The following is a 19,305-nucleotide window of genomic DNA, read 5'->3' as shown; positions in this document are numbered from 1 at the left end:
GATTTTGAAATTAATTAATTGTTACCCATATTCACTTTTGTTAATAGCCAGCCGGTTTGCAGCGACCTATGCGCTAGGCATTAAAAGCTAGCTTAAATAAAATGCTAAAGCGGCGAGTAAGTGTTCAGCTTCATGACCTTCGGCATTAATCCAGATGCTTTGGCTGTAATGCTCATAGTTTAAATTAAAGGTTTGATGATTATAGGTAAAGCGAACTTGATGGCGATCGGCGCCTGCAGAATATTCGTTGAGTGTTACTTCGTCTGAGTGTAAAAATAATGTACTCCACAGCTCAAAGTCTTCATCGTTTGGTAGCTCAATGGGATTAATCAAAATACATTTGTGTGTATGGTCATATTCTATTTGGGTCATAATGCTCTTAATTAGTAGCTAGGTAATGTCGAATTGCCGTTAAAAATTCGCCGCCGTATTTATTTAACTTAGTAAAACCAACACCTGAGACCTTTAAAAACTCACTGTCGTTTGTTGGCATAAGCTGCGCCATTTCGGCTAACGTTTTATCATTAAATACTACATAAGGTGGCACATCGTCGGCATCAGCAAGTTCTTTACGAAGTGCGCGCAGGCGAGCAAAGAGTTTTTTGTCGTAATTAAATTGCGCTAACTTATCTTGATAAACGTGTTTGGCTTGCAGGCGTGGCTCGGCTAATTGCAGTGCGTATTCACCTTTTAAAATTACACGCGCGGCTTCTGTTAATCTAAGTGACGCACCTTGTGTTATATCTTGGCTAAGTAAGCCTTGATGAATAAGTTGGCGTAAAATACTGAGCCAAAACTCACTGCTTTTATCTTTACCTATGCCGTAGGTACTTAACTCATGATGATTATTATCGCGGATGCGGCTCGTGTTTGCACCGCGAAGTAATTCAACAATATAACCAAGTCCAAAACGTTGCCCCGCTCTGTACACACACGAAAGTGCTTGCTGAGCGACTAACGTACCATCAAAGCTTTTTGGCGGATTTAAGCAAATATCGCAGTTGCCACAAGGTTCGCGTTGATATTCACTAAAATAGTTAAGTAATATTTGACGACGACATGTTTGCGCTTCGGCAAAGCTTGCCATTGCGTTAAAGCGTTGTTCTTCTACGCGGCGGCGTTGCTCGTCGTCTATGTCTTCAAAAAAGCGCCTTACGCGACCAATATCTGCTGGGTCAAAATACATTATAGCTTCTGCGGCAAGTCCATCTCGCCCAGCTCGACCTGTTTCTTGATAGTACGACTCTATACTTTTTGGAATATCGTAATGCAGTACAAAACGCACATTAGGCTTGTTTATGCCCATACCAAAAGCAACGGTTGCGACCACTATTTGTATATCGTCACGGGCAAACCCGGTTTGTACAAATTGTCGTTGCTCGTTACTCATACCAGCATGATAAGCGGCAGCGTTTAGTCCTGCATCTGCAAGCTTTTCAGCAATGTCGTCTACGCGTTTACGGCTGGTGCAATAAATAATACCGCTTTGGCTTTTTTGCTCCTTTAGGTAGCGAAGCAATTGCACCATAGGTTTAAATTTTTCTTCTATGGTGTAACGAATATTGGGGCGATCAAAGCTGCCAGTATGAATATAAGGCTGTTGTAGTTTTAATTGCTCAACTATATCAAACCGTGTGGCTTTATCGGCGGTGGCGGTTAATGCCATCATTGGGACATGTGCAAAACGTTGCTTTAATTCGTTTAAGCGAAAGTAATGAGGTCTAAAGTCATGACCCCAATGCGACACACAGTGCGCTTCGTCAATGGCAAATAAACTCACATTTAAATGCGATAAACGCTCTAAAAATTCGCGTTGTAATACTTTTTCAGGCGCCACATATAAGAGCTTAATTTGCCCCTGATGAAGCTGTTGATACACCAATTGCTGCTCTTCTCGTGCTAAGCTGTTATTAACGTAAGCGGCTTTTACCCCAAGAGCTTGCAGTTGCGTTACCTGATCTTGCATTAGCGATATAAGCGGAGATATAACAATGGTTACGCCTTCGAGTACTAAAGCAGGGATTTGGTAGCACACCGATTTTCCGCCGCCAGTAGGAAGTAATACAAGCGAATCTTGGCCGTTAATAGCGGCATCAATAACTGCTTTTTGACCGTCGCGAAATTCACTGTAGCCAAACACTTGTTTGAGGACAGTTTCGGGTTTACGCACAAGGGTGCTAGAAGGTGGAGTTGATGTATTCATTGGCGGGTATTTTAGTGGTTTTTTAGTGAGATGTCTTTAGCTGAGTTACTTGATAAATTATTTAAGTGGAGTCTCGTAGTTTTACACTATGTATGTTTTACTCATCTTACCTGTTTTGACATAGAGAATAATAATGAATAAAGAAATGTTAATTGAACAAGTAGGTGCGTTATTTGTGAATGGCATGCCGTTTAACCAGTTTTTAAAAATATCGGTTGAGTCGTTAAGCCCTGAACAGGCCAAAATTACGTTCCCGTGGCAGGATGTACTCATTGGTAATCCTGCGCAAAAAATACTCCATGGTGGTGTTATTTCAGCCGTACTTGATAATGTAGGCGGTATGCTCGCTGCAGCAAGTGTAATTGATAAACTCACCGATTTAGATATTACAAGCGTGCAAACAAAATTAGCCACGCTTGGGACTATCGACTTACGTACTGATTATTTGCGCCCTGGTAAAGGAGAGAGCTTTACTGCCAGCGCAACACTTATTCGTTCAGGTAATAAAGTATGTGTATGCAGAATGGAATTACATAACGAACAGTCTGTTCAAATTGCTTTTGGAACCGGCACGTATTTAGTTGGATAAAACGCGTATGGCAAGTAAACTAGCGGCCTTTTAAATCACTAAGTGTGTATTATGTCGATTGATACTGAGCAGCGTAAAGGTGCTATTTTTGCTTGTCTTGCTTTTTTAATGTGGGGCCTTGCGCCAATATACTTTAAGTTGATTCAGCATGTTTCTGCTTTTGAAATTTTAATGCATCGCGTTATTTGGTCGGTTGTGTTTTTAGTATTGGTAGTAAGTGTTTTACGGTATTGGGGTAAAATTAAACGCATTATCGTTCAACCTAAGCTTTTGCTTATGCTTGTTATCACCTCTGCACTGCTTGGGTTTAATTGGGGTTTATTTATATGGGCTATAAATAATAACCACATGCTTGATGCAAGCTTGGGCTATTACATAAATCCTCTTTTAAATGTATTACTGGGTATGCTTTTTTTAGGCGAACGCCTGCGTAAGTTCCAAGGCGTAGCAGTAGCCCTTGCCTTTAGCGGTGTAGTGCTGCAGCTAATTAGTTTTGGCTCGTTTCCGGTAGTTGCCTTTTCACTGGCTATATCATTTGCACTTTATGGTTTATTACGTAAAAAGTTACCGGTTGAAGCCTTGCCTGGCATTTTACTCGAAGCACTTATATTACTGCCTGTCGCACTTATTTATTGGTGGTTAATGGTGCCTACAGCAACATCAAGCCTGCCAGCTAATGATTGGCATACTAATGTACTACTGATTAGTGCAGGTATTGTAACTACATTACCACTGCTGTGTTTTACCGGTGCAGCTAAGCGTTTGCAATATACTACACTTGGCTTTTTTCAATACATTGGGCCAAGCTTAATGTTTATACTAGCTGTGGTGTTTTATGGTGAAGTGTTTGATGCAGAGCGTGTAGTAACATTTGCATGTATTTGGAGTGCACTGGCTATTTTTAGTTGGGACTCTTACCATCAATCACGCAAACGTAAAAAAGCGGCTATTACAGCCGCAGAAGTATAATTAACTAATAAAATGGTTAACTAACTATTTTATTACGACCAGATTCTTTAGCGTCGTAAAGCTTTAAGTCGGCCTGTTTTAAAAGTTCATCAATTTGATAAACAGGCCCGTTTGCAAAGCCAATAGAAATGGTGAATTTTATTTTAGCTTTACTAAACTCTTGGCTATTCATTTCTATAAAATACCTAAAGCCTTCAAGGCGTTTAAGGGCTTCTTGTTTATCTGCATCTATAAAATAAACTGCAAACTCTTCACCACCTAAGCGCGCTACTAAGTGCTTTTTAAAGTATTTACTGAAGCAAATAGAGAGCCCTTTTAATACTTCGTCGCCAACATCGTGTCCGTATGTATCGTTAATTGATTTAAAGTGATCAATATCAAGCATAGCTAAAGCACCGTCACCTTTAGTATGTTTTATTTGCTTTAATGATTTTTCAGCTTCTTCAAAAAAGTAACGACGATTTGGTAAATTAGTTAAATAATCCGTGTTGGCTTGTCGCCTTATGGTGGCTATAAGGTCTAACATATCGACGTTTTGACTAAGCCTGCAGTAAAACTCTTCGCTATTAAAAGGTTTGTGCAAATAATCGTTTGCGCCATTTTTTAAAAATAAACTAGAAAGCCCTACAGAGTCAGAACCCGAAATACCAATAATAGCTTTTTCATCATTGCTATATAAGCGGCGAATCTCGCTACATAGTTCATCGCCATTCATATTGGGCATTTCATTATCAGTAATAATAACTGAGATATCAGGTGAAGCTTCAAGTAGGTTTAACGCTTCTTGTCCGTCTTGCGCTTCAATAATTTGATATTTATGGCGCACTAATAAACTACAAATGTATCGTCGGGTCGATTTAGAGTCGTCAACAACGAGTACTTTTACATTTTCGTTGCGAGGCAGGCGCTGTAACTGTTTTTCGAGGTACTGATAAGCTTGTTTATTTTCTTTAATGATGTAATCGATGATTGGGTATTTTTCTACAGTGTCGCGAGTTTTTTTATCAATATTGCCCGTCATTACAATAGTTGGAATGTCTGCATTAATAGTACAAGGTATTGCCTCACCTAATGGGGCATCAGGTAATATGAAGTCAACTACAGCGCAAAAATAGCTATTTTTACTTATAAGCTCTTTTGTTTGCGCTAATGACTCAGCTATATCAACTTCATAACCAGCCTTAAGCGCGATGTGCTTTTGCACTCGCGCCATGGCAGGTGTATCTTCAACTATTAGTATTTTTCGCGTCACGGAACAACCCTATATATATTTTGCAAAAATATTTGCTTATACAAGTTGTAACTGTTAAAACGCAAAAAAGCAAATAACTTAAATACTTACAGATTATCCGCTTCTGAATAATACTCTTGGCTAATCGGCGCCGGGCTCGACATTTTTGAACGGCCAAATAAAGTATGAAACTTAGTTTTGCAGGTCGTTAGTTTTAAGTATTTTACCCAAGCTCGTTCGATTGGGTTGGTAGGTTCTTGTGAGCCAGTTACGACTGCTACAAACTGTTCTTGGTGTTCGTTTTGCGGCTCAATTGTTTTACTGTATAAGCCTTTTAAAACAACTCCGTGTTGTTCAAGTATGCTGGCTTCTAATAAGGTGAAGTTTCCGCTGCGGCTAAAGCCTCGTGGAAAGTTTTGATCATCATAAAATTGACGTTGGCTAACAAATGCTTGGCGTAGTAATGAAATGTTATTGCTCATAGCTTTATCCTCATACCTTAGTAATTAGCTGGAGTATGATGCAAGTTTGGCAATTTATTAAACAAATTATTTTTATCGTGAGGATAAAAAATTGGATATCGATTTATTAAAAACATTCGTTGAGGTAGTGCGTACGCGTCACTTTGGTAAAGCGGCCGAAAATCTTTATATTACGCAGTCTGCAGTGAGCTTTAGAATTCGCCAATTAGAGCAAGGACTTGGTGTTAATTTGTTTATTCGCCAGCGTAATAACATTCAACTTACAGCACCTGGCGAGCGTTTATTACCCCATGCACAAATGATTATTACGGGCATGCAACGCGCCAAAGTGGATGTTGCGCTTGCCGATAATATGCATAAGCAAATTAGCTTAGCAGGAACGCCCAATATTTGGGATGCTTTTTTACAGTTTGGTATAACAAATATTGTATCAGCGATGCCGGGCGTGTCATTAGTCGCAGAAGTTAAAGCACAACAAGAAAGCACTCGGCTGTTATTAGAACGCACGCTTGATTTGGCAATATTGTTTGATCCACCAAAAGTAGACGAGCTAGTGGTAGAGCGAATCTGTGAGTTGCCAATCATTCCCGTAAGCGGATACGACACTGCAACGAACGAAAACTTTTTTGATAATCAGTATGTATATGTTGATTGGGGAACTACTTTCTCACTTTGGCATGCGCGTCAGTTTACCGGTAAAACACCGCCTTATTTTAGAACCAGCACAGGACGTATTGCACTTGATTTAATACTGCAATGTGGCGGCAGTGCATTTATACCTCAAGTATTGGTAGAAGGGCATTTAGAAAAAGGTGAACTGTTTCATGTTAAAGATGTAGAAAATACCTCGCGAGACGTGTTTATAGCGTATCACAGAGACAACGAGCAAAAAGAGTTAATAGAAACCTTAGTTAATTTACTATCGCAAATGACCCCAAGCTTGTCATTAAAGAAAAGTAAGTAAGTTCGGCCGTTTATTTGGCTTTCATGTTATTTTGATTTCAAATTTAATGCATTTTTATTAATAAAAAAAGACATTAATATTTCCATTGTAATATTACTGTCATTTAGCGGTGACAAAATGCAGCAGTTTTAAAAATTAGTCTTTTGTGATTATCCAAGGAAATAACATGAAATTTGTAAAATCGAGCTTATGCTTAGCACTATTAAGTGGTTTATCTTTTAATGCACTTGCCGATGTAGACATTTACGGTAAAGCAAATGTAACAGTGCAATCATCTGATGACGGCGAAGGATCTTTTACTGAGATAAAAAGTAATGCATCTCGTCTTGGTGTTAAAGGTTCTGAAAAAATAAATGATAGTTTAGAAGCGGTATATAAGTTTGAGTTTCAAGTTGATGTGTCTGATGCTGATTCAAAAGGCGATAACGACGACAATATTTCTGCGCGTAACCAATACGTTGGTTTAAAAGGTGCGTTTGGCCAAGTGGTTATTGGTCGTAACGATACTGCGCTTAAACAATCTCAAGGTAAGTTAGACTTGTTTAACGACCTTGAAGGCGATATTAAAAATGTATTTAAAGGTGAAAACCGTTTAGGGAATACTGTTAGTTATTCATCAAACTCATACGAAGGTTTTAAAGTACTTGCTACTTTTGTAGCTGAAGATGATGTAGACGCTGATAACGGTTACTCAATGGCGGTTACTTACGGCGACGTGGCACTTAAAAAGAGCGCAGTATATGCCTCTATCGCAGCCGATAGTGAAGTAAATGGCTACGATGTAGTACGCGCGTCAATCCAAGGTAAAGTTGAAAACTTTAAGTTAGGTGCAATGTACCAAACACAAGAAAAAGTTGACGGCAGCGCAGAAGCGGATGGTTACCTATTAAATGCAGCTTACAGTATGGGTAACAACACATTTAAAGTGCAATACCAAGACATGGATTTTGACGACAGCGACGATAAGTCAGCAATATCAGTTGGTCTTGATCACAAATTAAATAAAAACATTAAAGTATTTGGCTTTTACTCAAGCTTCGATATGGACAACAACGTTGACCAAGACTACGTAGGCTTAGGTATGGAATACAAGTTTTAACTATTCGCTAAATTAGTTTAAACACTCCCTTTTTAACCGCGCTCTTTTGAGTGCGGTTTTTTTGCTTTAAATTATTTACTTAGCCGCCCATAATAGAGCTTCATTTGGAATGAGGTGCGAGTCCTCAACTATTCCCGTAACTGTAATTAGTACAACGCTTTAAGTCAGATACAAATGAGCAATACCAATCAGCATAAATATTTGAACAATTTAACGAATTAAATTTATCGCTGAATAGGTTCTATATCTAAATAGATTGGTATAATTTTTTAACGAGCGGGTTTACTCATTTTTTATTAATACACTAGTTATTGTTAGCTGTATTGTTAGTGAGTTCACGCCTACCAAGGACTCACTGTTGCACACTAAATCAGCGCTAAACACGCCTTTACTTAACGTTAAAAATGTTTCGTGGGGGATTGCCAATAAAAGCATTTTAAATGATATTAATTTGCAAATATCGCCAGGTAAATTTGTTGGTTTAATTGGCCCAAATGGGGCGGGTAAGTCGAGTTTGCTGCGTTGTTTATACCGTTTTAACCGGCCAACATCAGGGCAGATTACTTTTAATAATCACGATATTTGGCAACTTAAAAGTGAAGATTATGCAAAGCAAGTTGCTGTGGTACTTCAAGAAACACCTTCGCAATTTAACTTAAGCGTATTTGATGTTATTGCGCTTGGGCTAACGCCTCATAAATCGTTATTTAGCTCAGTAACTAACATTGATAAACAAAAAATCACCCAAGCTATCAACACTGTAGGGTTGGCAGATCATAGTGAGCAAAGCTTTGAATCACTTTCGGGCGGTGAAAAACAACGTGCCTTGATAGCCCGCGCCATAGTCCAGCAACCTCAGTTGTTAATAATGGACGAACCAACTAGCCATTTAGATGTTAAATACCAAATACAGGTAATGGAGCTTGCTAAATCGTTGGGTGTGACGGTGTTTGCATCGTTTCACGATTTAAACTTAGCCTCGGCAATGTGCGATGAACTAGTGGTTATTAAAAACGGTGAAATTACACATACAGGTACGCCAAGTGAGGTATTAACCGAAAACATGTTAGGCGACGTTTTTGGTGTCTGCGCCCAAGTAAATGACCACCCGCAAATATCGAAGTCGGGAAATAGCATCCCTCATATCACTTACTTTTATGGTTACAAATAATATGAGCACAGTTAATAATCGCCACTCACTTGCGCTATTCATAAGTGCTGCAGCGGCTTTATTTAGCTTATTTGCAGCACTTAGTTTTGGCGCAGCAGAGACTTCACTTCAAGACGTACTTAATAGCTTTTTACTCTCAAATGATGCGTCTTTTAATACGCGTATTATTTACGAGCTAAGAATGCCACGCACATTACTCGCCTTTTTAGCAGGCTCTGGCTTAGCAATTGCAGGGCTTATTTTACAAACGGTAACGCGCAACCCTTTAGCCGATCCTTACTTATTTGGTATATCGTCGGGTGCCTCATTTGGCGTGGTGTTACTTATGGCGCTAGCAGGCATTAGCGCAGGCTTTATGCTATCGGCAGCAGCACTGCTGGGCAGCTTACTCGCTATGAGTTTATTAATACTTATTGCAGGTAGGCAGCAAAGTGCACAGGTAGAATCAATGTTATTAGCTGGTGTTGCTCTGTCGTTTTTATTTAGTGCATTTACCAGCTTGTTGCTTTATTGGAGCGACCCTCAGGCGGTAGCCGCTATTTTATTTTGGACACTGGGCAGCTTTTCGCGTGCGCAGTGGGCTACGCTTTGGTTGCCTTTATTGGTAATTACATTGTGTACGTTTGTAATGCTGAGCTTTAGAAGGCAGCTAAATGCTATGTTACTGGGCGATGAAAGCGCAATTACATTAGGTGTGAGGGTTCAGCGCTTTAGAATACTTATGCTGGTTTTAAGCTCATTAATTACCGCTGTGCTGGTGGCTATGTGTGGTGGTATTGGGTTTGTCGGATTAATGGTGCCGCATATTGTGCGCTTTTTTATATCCCAAGGCACCATCGCTGGCTTACTGGTAACCAGCTTGGTGGGCGGTACATTTATGGTGTGGGTTGATGTACTTTCGCGCTCTTTGCTGAAAAACCAAGAACTGCCCGTAGGTGTTATTACTGCAGCTATTGGTAGCGTGTTCTTTCTAAGTTTATTGTTTTTTAGAAAGCGAAGGGTGTAATTCCATGAAAACCTTAATGGTGCAAGGCACTACATCAGATGCTGGTAAAAGCACTTTAGTTGCTGCCCTTTGCAGGGTGTTTGCTAAGCGAGGGGTAAAGGTTGCGCCTTTTAAACCGCAAAATATGGCACTTAATAGCGCAGTAACAAAAGATGGCGGCGAAATTGGTCGTGCGCAAGCTTTGCAAGCAATAGCAGCTAAAGTAGAGCCAGAAATAGACTTTAACCCTATATTACTTAAGCCTAATAGCGACACGGGCGCACAAGTAATTATTCACGGAAAAGCCGTTAGTAATATGGAAGCGGGCAAATATCACGACTATAAAAAAGTGGCGATGGATGCAGTAATTACTTCACATAACCGCTTAGCTAAACGCTTTGAATTACTCCTTGTTGAAGGGGCTGGGAGCCCTGCTGAAATAAATCTGCGTGAAAACGATATTGCTAACATGGGCTACGCCGAAGTGGTAGATTGCCCAGTAATTATAATTGCTGATATTGATAAAGGCGGCGTATTTGCACACTTGGTAGGTACGCTTGCGTTGTTAAGCGAGTCAGAACAAGCGCGCGTAAAGGGTTTTGTTATAAACCGCTTTAGAGGCGATATAGGTTTGCTGCAAGGCGGGCTAGATTGGCTTGAAGAATACACAAACAAACCCGTAGTTGGCGTATTACCTTATTTACACGACCTTGCGCTTGATGCTGAAGACGCCGTCGCAATTGATAATAACGTTACCAACGCCACAATTAATATTGCAGTGCTGCTTGTACCACACATTAGTAACCACACCGATTTTGATGCACTGCGTTTGCACCCAAACATTAATATAAATTACGTGCGCCATACGCAAACGATCCCAGACGTTGATCTGATAATTCTCCCAGGCAGTAAAAATGTGCTGGGTGATTTAAATTTTTTGAAAAATGAAGGCTGGGACACTCAAATTAAGCGCCACTTACGCTATGGTGGCAAAGTACTTGGTATTTGTGGCGGCATGCAAATGCTGGGCAATACGCTCAACGATCCCGAGGGTATTGAGTCATCATTAAAGCAAGTAAATGGACTTGCCCTGTGCGATTTTGAAACCACGCTAACAACACAAAAAGTATTAACTAAAATAACCGCTACACTGCTTTTAAATAACCAATCTACACTCTGTAGTGGTTACGAAATACATGCAGGAATTAGCCAAGGTGCAGCGCTTAATAAGCCATTTTTAACCTTTGATGAAAGCCACCCACATGGCTTTACGTTTGATGGCTTTATTAGCGATGATAACGCCATTGCGGGCACTTATTTACATGGCTTATTTGATGAAGCCGATGCTACATCGCAAATTTTAAAATGGGTAAAACCAAGCGCCTCAATTAACCCAATTAGTATTGCCACTCATCGCGAGCAGCAGTTAGAACGGTTAGCAACCATGTGCGAAACGCATTTAAACATACAGCAAATTATCTCGATTTATGAAGGGCACAATAATGACTGAACAAAACAACGATAAGCATAAGCAGCGTCAACAAAAAGTAAAAGAACAAGTGGATGCACGTGTTGCTGCCGCACAAGATGTAAAAGGTATTTTTCAGGTAATTACAGGTAACGGTAAAGGTAAATCAACCTCAGGCTTTGGCGTTGTAGCACGCTGCGTTGGACATGGTAAAAAAGCAGCTGTTTGCCAATATATTAAAGGTACGTGGGAGTGTGGCGAGCGTAATTTATTACAAAGTGCAGGCGTTGAGTTTGTTGTAATGAACACCGGTTTTACCTGGGATACACAAAATAAAGAAGCCGATACCGCAGCCGCCCAAGCAACATGGCAAGAGTCAAAACGCATGCTTGCTGATAGCAGTATTGATTTAGTATTACTCGATGAGCTTACGTATATGGTGACATACGGCTATGTTGATTTAGATGAAGTAGTAACAGCCCTTAATAACCGCCCGCCAATGCAGTCAGTTATTATCACAGGGCGTGCAGCACATCGTACTTTAACCGACCTTGCCGACACGGTAAGCGAAGTGCGTAATGTAAAACACGCATTCGACTCAGGCATAAAAGCGCTCGAAGGGTTTGATTACTAATGTTTAAAGCGTTTTTTATTGGGGTGCTGCTTTTTTGTGTATCGGGTAGTGCACTTGCAGAGCAGGCTAATGATTCTAAAAAACTGCGAATAATCGCGCTTGCACCGCATATAGTCGAAAACCTATTTGCCATAGGGGCGGGCGATAATATTGTGGGCACGGTTGATTACGCCGACTACCCAAGTGAAGCCCAAAGTATTGAGCGCATAGGGGGTTATTACGGTATCTCACTTGAAAAAGTGTTAGCGCTTAAACCTGATTTAGTAATTGCGTGGAAAAGCGGAAACCAAAGCGAAGATTTAGCCCAAATAGAGCGTTTAGGTATAAAAGTGTATTTGAGTAACCCCACCACAATCGCTGGTGTAGCCGACGAGTTACTTACTTTTGGTGAATTTACAGGGAATATTGAGCAAAGCCAGCAAGCGGCAAATGCATTTACACAAAAACTAAACGCGATTATTAAAAGCCAGCAAGATAAAAAAAATATTACCGGATTTTATCAGTTATGGGCTGAGCCCATGATGACGGTAGGTAAAAACACATGGATAAGCCAACTGATTGAAACATGCCATGTAAGCAATGTATTTGCACAGAGCGTTACAGATTACCCGCAAATTAGTATCGAAAATGTCATTGTTACTAAGCCACAAGTTATTATTATCCCTGATGAAAAATCAAAAACACCACAGCCGGTTGTTAATTGGCAAAAGTGGCCAGAAGTACCAGCAGTTAAAAATGATCAATTTATTAGCGTAAATGCCGATTTATTACATCGTTTTACCCCGCGCATGCTAGATGGACTCGCGGATATGTGTGATAAAATAGACGCATCACGTAAACAGATTAAGAGTACACAATGAGCAATTGGGCTACATTTTTAGAAAGTGAATTACAACAAACTTACATGCAGCAAACGTTAGAGTATGTGGCTAATCGCCGCAATGAAGGTGTTGCTGTTTACCCGCCTGAAGCTCAAGTATTTAGTGCTTTTGATGCCACCGCACTTAATGACATCCGCGTTGTAATTTTAGGACAAGATCCATACCACGGAGAAGGGCAAGCGCATGGCTTGTGTTTTTCGGTATTGCCTGATGTAAAAAAGTTGCCACCGTCGCTTAAAAATATGTACAAAGAGTTAGCTGTCGATATTAGCGGGTTTATTATTCCTGAGCATGGTTACCTGCAAAGCTGGGCAGATCAGGGCGTGTTTTTACTCAATACAGTATTGACCGTTGAGCAAGGGCAAGCGCATTCACATAAGCATTTAGGATGGGAGCAATTTACCGATAATGTAATTGCCCATATTAATAAGCACTGCGAAGGTGTGGTATTTATTTTATGGGGTGCACATGCACAAAAAAAGGGTAAAGGCATAGATAGCGCTCGCCATCATGTTTTAAAAGGGCCGCACCCATCGCCGCTTTCGGCGCATAGAGGCTTTTTTGGTTGTAAGCATTTCTCACAAACGAATGAGTTATTGCAAGCCCAAAAAGATAAGCCAATTAACTGGCAAATTTAATTTATTCCAAAGAACTCAAATTGTTTACACCATTAAAAAAGGCTTCCAGATTCTGGAAGCCTTTTTGTTTAGTTGGGGCGTATTGCATTAAAAATCGAGCTCATCAATTGCAATACTGTCTGTAAAGTAGTCTAGTTCTTGTAGTTCTTTACGTAGGCGCTGTTTGTCTTTTATTGCTTCTATTTCACGCCATTTTCTTTTTTTATTTTTCTGAGAGGTTTTCCTTGTTGTATCTGGTCCTTCTAATATCTCTAATATATCGTTTAGGCTATCCATGAACTTCTCCTATTGATTTTATTGACCTCAAGAATACCTATACCACAGGCCTAGTTAAAATAGAATAAAAAAGTGACAGTTATGTTACATAAGTGTGATTAATTGATGAAGGTTTATACGAAGATTATATGAAGGTTAAATAGAGAAGTAGCCTATTTTAGGCATAAAAAAACGCCGCTATTGCGACGTTTTTAAAACACGATTATAGCAAATTACATTGCTTTAAAGCGCGCCTCTAGTTGTTCTTGTGCATCAGCAAAAGAGCGAATACCTTCAGCTAGTTTTTCAGTAGCCATAGCATCTTGGTTATGTAACCAACGGAACTGCGCTTCTGTAAGTGGCTCTGGTTTTGGCTCTTTAAGAATATCTGTTTCTAGCAAGTATTCCTGTGCGCCTTCAAGGTTACCTAAATCTTCTAAAAGATTAGGGCTAATAGTTAGCTTGTCGCAACCAGTAAGAGCAATAATTTCGCCTGTATTACGGAAACTTGCACCCATCACAACTGTTTTGTAGTCATGGCGTTTGTAAAATTCAAAAATGCTGCGTACAGACTGAACACCTGGATCTTGTAGCGGATCGGTTGGTTTTTCCATACCGTTAGCAACGTGCCAATCTAAAATACGGCCAACAAATGGCGAAATTAGAAATACGTTTGCATCGGCACACGCGCGAGCTTGGGCATCGCTAAATAATAAAGTAAGGTTACATTTAGTCCCTTCTTTTTCTAGTTGCTCAGCGGCTTTAATACCTTCCCATGTAGACGCTACTTTAATTAAAATTTTGTCTTTGCTTACACCTTCTTTTTCGTAAAGGCTAAGTAGGGTATGTGCTTTATCAATCGTAGCTTGCGTATTAAACGAAAGGCGTGCATCTACCTCAGTAGAAATATAACCAGGTACAATAGCGCTAATTTCTTTACCTAGTAATACGGCAAAGTAATCACATGCTAGTTCAAGTTGTTTAGCAGGCTCTTGCTCGGTTTCTTTTGCGTAGCTCCAAGCTTTATCTAGGTAAGGCTTATATGCTTCAATCTCGCTCGCTTTTAATAAAAGCGACGGGTTTGTAGTTGCATCTTCTGGTTGATGCTTTTTAATAGCTTCAATATCACCAGTGTCGGCTACGATAGATGAATGTTGTTTTAGCCTTTGTAGAGCTGAAGTCATTTGCTTTCCTCATTCCAAGCAAGTTAAAAGAAAAATCTAATCACTCTTAATATATCTAATCCATACTGCAACAGTGTGACAATGCTTGATAGGTCTTATGTCCTGATCAATAAAAAAACGGTAATGCATGGGTTCTTAAGAGAGGATTTATTTAAACAAAACGTGCTTTTCGTTTCATTTAATGTTGAAATTGACACTAAATAAATTACAAGTCAATAGCTAACTATGATCACTGTTATTTCACCTGCAAAAAATCTTGATTACGAAACGCCACCCGCAACAGACAAGTTCACTCAGCCTGAATTACTAGAGCACAGCGAAGAGCTCATGAAAGTATGCCGTGAACTAACACCAGCGCAAATTGGCAGTTTAATGAAAATTAGCGACAAGCTATCTGGGCTTAACGCAGCACGCTTTAGTGAGTGGGCACAGCCGTTTACACAAAGTAATGCTAAACAAGCAGTGCTTGCCTTTAATGGCGATGTATACGGCGGTTTAGATGCAAGTACGCTTAAAGCTAGCGAGCTTGATTACGCACAAAACCATTTACGTATCCTTTCTGGCTTATACGGCTTATTAAAACCACTTGATTTAATGCAAGCTTACCGTCTTGAAATGGGCACCAAGCTTGAAAACTCGCGTGGCAAAAACTTATACGAGTTTTGGGGCAGCGTAATAGCGAACAAACTAAACGAAGTATTAAAAGCACAAGACGCGCAATACTTAGTTAACCTTGCTTCAAACGAATACTTTAAAGCGGTAGATAAAAAAGCATTAAATGCACAAATTATTACCCCACACTTTAAAGACTGTAAAAACGGTCAATACAAGGTAATTAGCTTTTACGCTAAAAAAGCACGCGGCATGATGGCGCGCTACATTATCGAAAATAAAGTAACGCAATTAAGTCAGCTTAAAGAGTTTACTGTGGCGGGTTATTACTTTAGCCCTGAGGCAACAGTTAAAGAGCTTGAGCCGGTATTTATGCGTGACGAACAAAATTAGCTCATAAGCTTAAATAAACAATTGAAAAGCCATGCATTGCATGGCTTTTTTGATACTGGCGTTATATTTGCAACTATATCTAATATTAATGAGATTATTAATTAAATAGGTGCAAACAAAATGATCAGTATTCCGTCAGTTGGCGAAGCCGAAAAACTAATAGAGGAAAAGCTCGGAGGGTGGTTTGATGTTGTTATCAGCCATATCCCTAATTTTATAGTGGCAATTGTAATTGCCATAGTATTTTCAATATTGGCGCGCTTTGCTGGCAAGCTGATGAAAAACGTGTTGCGCCGCTCTCTCGATTCAACGCAAATTGCCGATTTAATGGCGTCAATATTTAAAGTTATTGTGTTGTGCATAGGTTTATTTATAGCGCTCGATTTTGTTGGCTTAAAAGGCACTGTTACTTCGTTACTTGCTGGTGCGGGTATTGTGGGTTTAGCCATTGGTTTTGCGTTTCAAGACATGACCGAAAACCTAATTGCAGGTATAGCAATGGGTGTACGTAAGCCATTTAAAACAGGTGACGTAATAGAAACCGATGATGTGTTTGGTTCAATACATTCTATAAACCTACGTAACACACTAATAGAGAGCTTTTACGGGCAATTAATACTGGTGCCAAACAAAGTCTTATTTAGAAATATACTCAAAAATTACACCACTTTAGGTGTTAGGCGCATAGAAGTGCCAGTGGGCATTTCGTACGGTGACGACATAGAAAAAGCAAAAGACGTTATAGTCGATAAAATTAACGAATTTGACTTTGTAATACGCAAAGACGAAACCGCCGTATACGCCGAAGGTTTTGGCGACAGCAGTATTAACTTACTGGTGTGGTTTTGGATTAAATACCCAGGCGAGCCTGACTTTATGACGGTACGCCACAAAGGTGTTGTTGCCGTTAAGCAAGCATTAGACGAAGCTGATATTAGTATTCCTTTCCCAATTCGTACGCTCGACTTTGGCATTAAAGGGGGTGAAAAACTTGATGCCATGATAAGCGATAAAATAAGCCAGCAGTCATCCAATAAAGACAGTAGCGACGGTGCTGACTCTAGCCAAAGTGAGTAATTTAGTTAAAACTCATTAGGCAAAAGCATTGGGAAATAGTTACTTACCAATAGCGCATTTTTACAGAGTAAAAATGCGCTTTTTTTATAAACGGATTATTAGCTAAAAGTTTAAATACCTAGTTTTGTGTTTATTGAATATCAATTCTGATTAGTTGCGTTTGGCCATGGGAGTATTAACAAGTAAAAGTAGTGTTTACCCAACGATTTTTTTACTGCCTTGCCGCACACTCTGAAATAACGCTCTCATCTATTTCAATAACTAAATAAATCATCTTTTTTAAGCCAGTTAGGTCGGCTAAAGAATGTGTGTAAGCTTTTTCAGTATCAATTGGGTTAACTTAAGGGTTAAAAGAGCGAAGACAAACACGCTAGCATCAATTCTAAATCTATCTTCTTAAGTATAAGTGTGAGCTATCGCTTTAGGGTGAGGAATAATCGTATTGCTTAGGCTTTATTTTATCTTTTTCACAGCTGTAAAACTTGCCTTAAAAAGAATATAAAAAAGCGCAGCTTGTGTTGGAGTAACAAGCCGCGCTTATGAATTAGTTATACAAATAGGTTTTGTGGTGCGTATTAAATAACGCTAATTTTGTTACGAATGATTTTAACCCCATCTATATTTTCTAAAAACTTTTGAGCTAGTGCGCGCTGAAAACCAGTTTGTGCTTCACCGTATAAATCTACTTCACCATTTTTTACCTGCACACGAATATCACTTAACGCCAGGTTAGGGTTAGTTCGTAGGGTGTTGGTGATAGTTTGTTGTAGGTTAGGTTGAGTGGCTACACTGCTTACTACGGCCATGTTGGTTGCTGCACTTACCTTTGTAGCGCAAGCTAATAAAAATAAACAACAAAATGATACTAAAGCGATAGTTAACTTGAAGCGGTTCATAACTTAATCCTTACATTACGGTGAATAGTGCAGCCACAAAATGGAAATTCCATCGGCTAGGTTATCTTTGTAGTTACAATTTCGGTGCCAATATTAACGCTATGAAATATAAGGTAATTTTATTAAGTGGGAATTAAGGTGGGCAAAAATTACATTTAAATGAGTATGAGTTACATGCTTGGGTTACATATGTAACAGGTACAAACACCAGAGCCTGTAAGGCTTGCATTAAAAAAGCCGACAAAAGTCGGCTTAGAATAAAAATATGTTAGGTTACTTTTTCTTTTTAACCTTGGCCTTTTTCTTGGCTTTCATTTTTACTGGATCTTTACGCTTTTTAGCCGGCGGCTTAGCTTCTTTATGCTGTGGCTCAACACCTTTAATTACACGGCGTTTTAGTTTTTGTTCAACGTAGCGCTCTACTTTATACAAAATACCAATGTCGTGTGCTTCAACTAATGATATTGCAATCCCTTTTTTACCAGCACGGCCAGTACGACCAATACGGTGTACGTATACGTCGGCAGTGCGCGGCATATCAAAGTTAATAACGTGGCTAATGTCAGATACGTCAATACCACGTGCAGCTACGTCGGTAGCAATTAAGATACGTGTTTTGCCACTGTGGAAGTTTTCCATGGCTTTCATACGTTTGTCTTGTGGCATTTCGCCGCGTAACCAAGCTGCTTTAACGCCATTATTGGTTAGCTCGCCAATCAGTGTTTCTAAACGCTCACGGGTTTTAACAAACACAATTGCTTTAGTCACGTCTGGACCATTTAAGGTATTTACTAAAAGCTCTAGTTTGTGATGATAGTCATCGGCTAAATGTACCCACTGGTGAATTTTAGCTTTTTCTTTACGTGACGATTCAGCTTCAAGCAGTGCAGGGTCGTTTAATGTTTTTTCAGCAAACCTTTCTACGCTGTCACCTTCGAGTGTTGCTGAGAATAAAAAACATTGGCGACGATTTTTAGCTTCGTCACAAATACGGCTCATTTCTTTTTTGAAACCCATGTCTAACATGCGATCTGCTTCATCGATAATAAGCATTTCTACGTGTTCAGCATGAAAGTTTTCGGTTTCTAGGTATTCCATTAATCGACCTGGTGTGGCGATTAAAATATCGTTATTTTTTTCGAAAATTTCTTTATGCGTGCCGTAGTTAATACCGCCTGTTACTACACCAATTTTTAGGTGTGTGCGTTTAGCTAGCAGTTCACATTGTTCATGAATTTGATAAGCCAACTCACGAGTCGGGGTCATAACGAGGACGCGCGCAAAACCAGGATCACGACGTGGGAAATCCAGTAAGTACTGAATAGCCGGAATTAAAAATGCCGCTGTTTTACCTGTACCAGTAGGCGCAGATGCTAAAATATCGCGCCCCTGTAGTGCTTCAGGAATAGCTTGTTGTTGAATGCTGGTTGGCGTCTCGTAGCCCATTTTATTAATGGCATCGAGTAGCTTGTTATCAAGATCAAATTCAGAAAATTGCATAGAGTGTCTAAAATAAGGGACAATTACCCTGATTATACGCGCTATGCTGCGCTTGGTGAATGAAAAGGTGAAAA

At 39.7% G+C, this 19,305-nt stretch carries 20 protein-coding genes and 1 riboswitch; of the genes, 12 read left to right on the top strand and 8 right to left on the bottom strand.

Going from position 1 to position 19,305, the window contains the following annotated elements; translation table 11 throughout:
- Positions 1-87: 87 nt before the first annotated feature.
- Complete coding sequence (locus H5120_RS07750) at positions 88-372, bottom strand: DUF3630 family protein (RefSeq protein ID WP_002961372.1); 285 nt, start codon at positions 370-372, stop codon at positions 88-90.
- A 7-nt stretch (positions 373-379) separates the two neighbouring features.
- Complete coding sequence (gene recQ, locus H5120_RS07745) at positions 380-2,203, bottom strand: DNA helicase RecQ (RefSeq protein WP_024603604.1); 1,824 nt, start codon at positions 2,201-2,203, stop codon at positions 380-382.
- Between the two features lie 133 nt (positions 2,204-2,336).
- Here recQ and H5120_RS07740 point away from each other — a divergent pair, with 133 nt between their 5' ends.
- Together H5120_RS07740 and rarD are read left to right on the top strand one after the other, a co-directional pair.
- On the top strand, positions 2,337-2,792 hold the full coding sequence (locus H5120_RS07740) for a thioesterase family protein (RefSeq protein ID WP_002961375.1): 456 nt from the start codon (positions 2,337-2,339) through the stop codon (positions 2,790-2,792).
- A gap of 51 nt (positions 2,793-2,843) precedes the next feature.
- A complete protein-coding gene (gene rarD, locus H5120_RS07735; RefSeq protein ID WP_039488332.1) occupies positions 2,844-3,761 on the top strand; it encodes an EamA family transporter RarD in 918 nt (305 codons plus the stop codon).
- Positions 3,762-3,777: 16 nt separating this feature from the next.
- Here the strand turns inward: rarD and H5120_RS07730 are convergent, their stop codons facing one another.
- Both H5120_RS07730 and H5120_RS07725 read right to left on the bottom strand, forming a co-directional pair.
- Positions 3,778-5,013, bottom strand: a complete 1,236-nt coding sequence (locus H5120_RS07730) for a response regulator (protein WP_154903702.1) — start codon at positions 5,011-5,013, stop codon at positions 3,778-3,780.
- A gap of 86 nt (positions 5,014-5,099) precedes the next feature.
- Positions 5,100-5,474 (bottom strand): DUF413 domain-containing protein, encoded by a 375-nt coding sequence (locus H5120_RS07725; RefSeq protein ID WP_024596244.1) that lies wholly within the window; start codon positions 5,472-5,474, stop codon positions 5,100-5,102.
- 91 nt (positions 5,475-5,565) lie between these two features.
- Between H5120_RS07725 and H5120_RS07720 the strand changes: the two genes are divergently transcribed.
- The 8 genes from H5120_RS07720 to ung all read left to right on the top strand — a co-directional run bounded on the left by H5120_RS07720 (position 5,566) and on the right by ung (position 13,314).
- Positions 5,566-6,438, top strand: a complete 873-nt coding sequence (locus tag H5120_RS07720) for a LysR family transcriptional regulator (protein WP_024596245.1) — start codon at positions 5,566-5,568, stop codon at positions 6,436-6,438.
- Positions 6,439-6,604: 166 nt separating this feature from the next.
- On the top strand, positions 6,605-7,537 hold the full coding sequence (locus H5120_RS07715) for a porin (RefSeq protein WP_002961381.1): 933 nt from the start codon (positions 6,605-6,607) through the stop codon (positions 7,535-7,537).
- Positions 7,538-7,607: 70 nt separating this feature from the next.
- A riboswitch (cobalamin riboswitch) is annotated at positions 7,608-7,732 on the top strand.
- 163 nt (positions 7,733-7,895) lie between these two features.
- A complete protein-coding gene (locus tag H5120_RS07710; protein ID WP_182674024.1) occupies positions 7,896-8,708 on the top strand; it encodes an ABC transporter ATP-binding protein in 813 nt (270 codons plus the stop codon).
- Position 8,709: 1 nt separating this feature from the next.
- Complete coding sequence (locus H5120_RS07705; protein ID WP_182674023.1) at positions 8,710-9,714, top strand: iron ABC transporter permease; 1,005 nt, start codon at positions 8,710-8,712, stop codon at positions 9,712-9,714.
- A gap of 4 nt (positions 9,715-9,718) precedes the next feature.
- Positions 9,719-11,203, top strand: coding sequence for a cobyric acid synthase (locus H5120_RS07700; protein WP_182674022.1), 1,485 nt, complete (start codon positions 9,719-9,721; stop codon positions 11,201-11,203).
- Positions 11,196-11,795, top strand: a complete 600-nt coding sequence (gene cobO, locus H5120_RS07695) for a cob(I)yrinic acid a,c-diamide adenosyltransferase (RefSeq protein WP_024604202.1) — start codon at positions 11,196-11,198, stop codon at positions 11,793-11,795. Before H5120_RS07700 ends, cobO begins: the two co-directional genes overlap by 8 nt.
- Positions 11,795-12,655 carry a cobalamin-binding protein gene (locus H5120_RS07690; RefSeq protein WP_182674021.1) on the top strand — a complete coding sequence of 287 codons (861 nt, stop codon included), beginning with the start codon at positions 11,795-11,797 and terminating at the stop codon, positions 12,653-12,655. Before cobO ends, H5120_RS07690 begins: the two co-directional genes overlap by 1 nt.
- Positions 12,652-13,314 (top strand): uracil-DNA glycosylase, encoded by a 663-nt coding sequence (gene ung / locus H5120_RS07685; protein WP_165743907.1) that lies wholly within the window; start codon positions 12,652-12,654, stop codon positions 13,312-13,314. Before H5120_RS07690 ends, ung begins: the two co-directional genes overlap by 4 nt.
- An 87-nt stretch (positions 13,315-13,401) precedes the next feature.
- Here ung and H5120_RS07680 read toward each other — a convergent pair whose 3' ends face one another.
- Positions 13,402-13,590 (bottom strand): DUF3545 family protein, encoded by a 189-nt coding sequence (locus tag H5120_RS07680; RefSeq protein WP_002961395.1) that lies wholly within the window; start codon positions 13,588-13,590, stop codon positions 13,402-13,404.
- 212 nt (positions 13,591-13,802) lie between these two features.
- Positions 13,803-14,753 (bottom strand): transaldolase, encoded by a 951-nt coding sequence (gene tal, locus H5120_RS07675; RefSeq protein WP_182674020.1) that lies wholly within the window; start codon positions 14,751-14,753, stop codon positions 13,803-13,805.
- A gap of 225 nt (positions 14,754-14,978) precedes the next feature.
- On the opposite strand from tal, the gene yaaA reads away from it, so the two are divergent.
- Both yaaA and H5120_RS07665 read left to right on the top strand, forming a co-directional pair.
- On the top strand, positions 14,979-15,758 hold the full coding sequence (gene yaaA / locus H5120_RS07670) for a peroxide stress protein YaaA (RefSeq protein WP_039488339.1): 780 nt from the start codon (positions 14,979-14,981) through the stop codon (positions 15,756-15,758).
- Between the two features lie 120 nt (positions 15,759-15,878).
- Positions 15,879-16,835, top strand: a complete 957-nt coding sequence (locus H5120_RS07665; protein ID WP_154903696.1) for a mechanosensitive ion channel family protein — start codon at positions 15,879-15,881, stop codon at positions 16,833-16,835.
- A 575-nt stretch (positions 16,836-17,410) separates the two neighbouring features.
- Here H5120_RS07665 and H5120_RS07660 read toward each other — a convergent pair.
- Together H5120_RS07660 and srmB are read right to left on the bottom strand one after the other, a co-directional pair.
- Positions 17,411-17,731: a BON domain-containing protein gene (locus H5120_RS07660; protein WP_002961403.1), complete on the bottom strand. Its 321-nt coding sequence runs from the start codon at positions 17,729-17,731 to the stop codon at positions 17,411-17,413.
- Positions 17,732-18,004: 273 nt separating this feature from the next.
- Positions 18,005-19,231 carry an ATP-dependent RNA helicase SrmB gene (srmB, locus tag H5120_RS07655; protein WP_002961405.1) on the bottom strand — a complete coding sequence of 409 codons (1,227 nt, stop codon included), beginning with the start codon at positions 19,229-19,231 and terminating at the stop codon, positions 18,005-18,007.
- Positions 19,232-19,305: the final 74 nt, after the last annotated feature.

The sequence above is a fragment of the Pseudoalteromonas sp. SR43-2 genome, assembly GCF_014163885.1.
Lineage (GTDB): Bacteria > Pseudomonadota > Gammaproteobacteria > Enterobacterales > Alteromonadaceae > Pseudoalteromonas > Pseudoalteromonas distincta.
This window is presented reverse-complemented; position numbering and strand designations above follow the sequence as displayed.

Excerpts from the sequence above, each read along its gene's own strand:
- H5120_RS07705 (WP_182674023.1), top strand. The coding sequence starts at position 8,710 with ATGAGCACAGTTAATAATCGCCACTCACTTGCGCTATTCATAAGTGCT.
- H5120_RS07660 (WP_002961403.1), bottom strand. The coding sequence starts at position 17,731 with ATGAACCGCTTCAAGTTAACTATCGCTTTAGTATCATTTTGTTGTTTA.
- srmB (WP_002961405.1), bottom strand. The coding sequence starts at position 19,231 with ATGCAATTTTCTGAATTTGATCTTGATAACAAGCTACTCGATGCCATT.
- H5120_RS07715 (WP_002961381.1), top strand. The coding sequence starts at position 6,605 with ATGAAATTTGTAAAATCGAGCTTATGCTTAGCACTATTAAGTGGTTTA.
- H5120_RS07750 (WP_002961372.1), bottom strand. The coding sequence starts at position 372 with ATGACCCAAATAGAATATGACCATACACACAAATGTATTTTGATTAAT.
- recQ (WP_024603604.1), bottom strand. The coding sequence starts at position 2,203 with ATGAATACATCAACTCCACCTTCTAGCACCCTTGTGCGTAAACCCGAA.
- rarD (WP_039488332.1), top strand. The coding sequence starts at position 2,844 with ATGTCGATTGATACTGAGCAGCGTAAAGGTGCTATTTTTGCTTGTCTT.
- H5120_RS07725 (WP_024596244.1), bottom strand. The coding sequence starts at position 5,474 with ATGAGCAATAACATTTCATTACTACGCCAAGCATTTGTTAGCCAACGT.
- H5120_RS07680 (WP_002961395.1), bottom strand. The coding sequence starts at position 13,590 with ATGGATAGCCTAAACGATATATTAGAGATATTAGAAGGACCAGATACA.
- tal (WP_182674020.1), bottom strand. The coding sequence starts at position 14,753 with ATGACTTCAGCTCTACAAAGGCTAAAACAACATTCATCTATCGTAGCC.
- H5120_RS07700 (WP_182674022.1), top strand. The coding sequence starts at position 9,719 with ATGAAAACCTTAATGGTGCAAGGCACTACATCAGATGCTGGTAAAAGC.
- H5120_RS07690 (WP_182674021.1), top strand. The coding sequence starts at position 11,795 with ATGTTTAAAGCGTTTTTTATTGGGGTGCTGCTTTTTTGTGTATCGGGT.
- yaaA (WP_039488339.1), top strand. The coding sequence starts at position 14,979 with ATGATCACTGTTATTTCACCTGCAAAAAATCTTGATTACGAAACGCCA.
- H5120_RS07740 (WP_002961375.1), top strand. The coding sequence starts at position 2,337 with ATGAATAAAGAAATGTTAATTGAACAAGTAGGTGCGTTATTTGTGAAT.
- ung (WP_165743907.1), top strand. The coding sequence starts at position 12,652 with ATGAGCAATTGGGCTACATTTTTAGAAAGTGAATTACAACAAACTTAC.
- cobO (WP_024604202.1), top strand. The coding sequence starts at position 11,196 with ATGACTGAACAAAACAACGATAAGCATAAGCAGCGTCAACAAAAAGTA.
- H5120_RS07665 (WP_154903696.1), top strand. The coding sequence starts at position 15,879 with ATGATCAGTATTCCGTCAGTTGGCGAAGCCGAAAAACTAATAGAGGAA.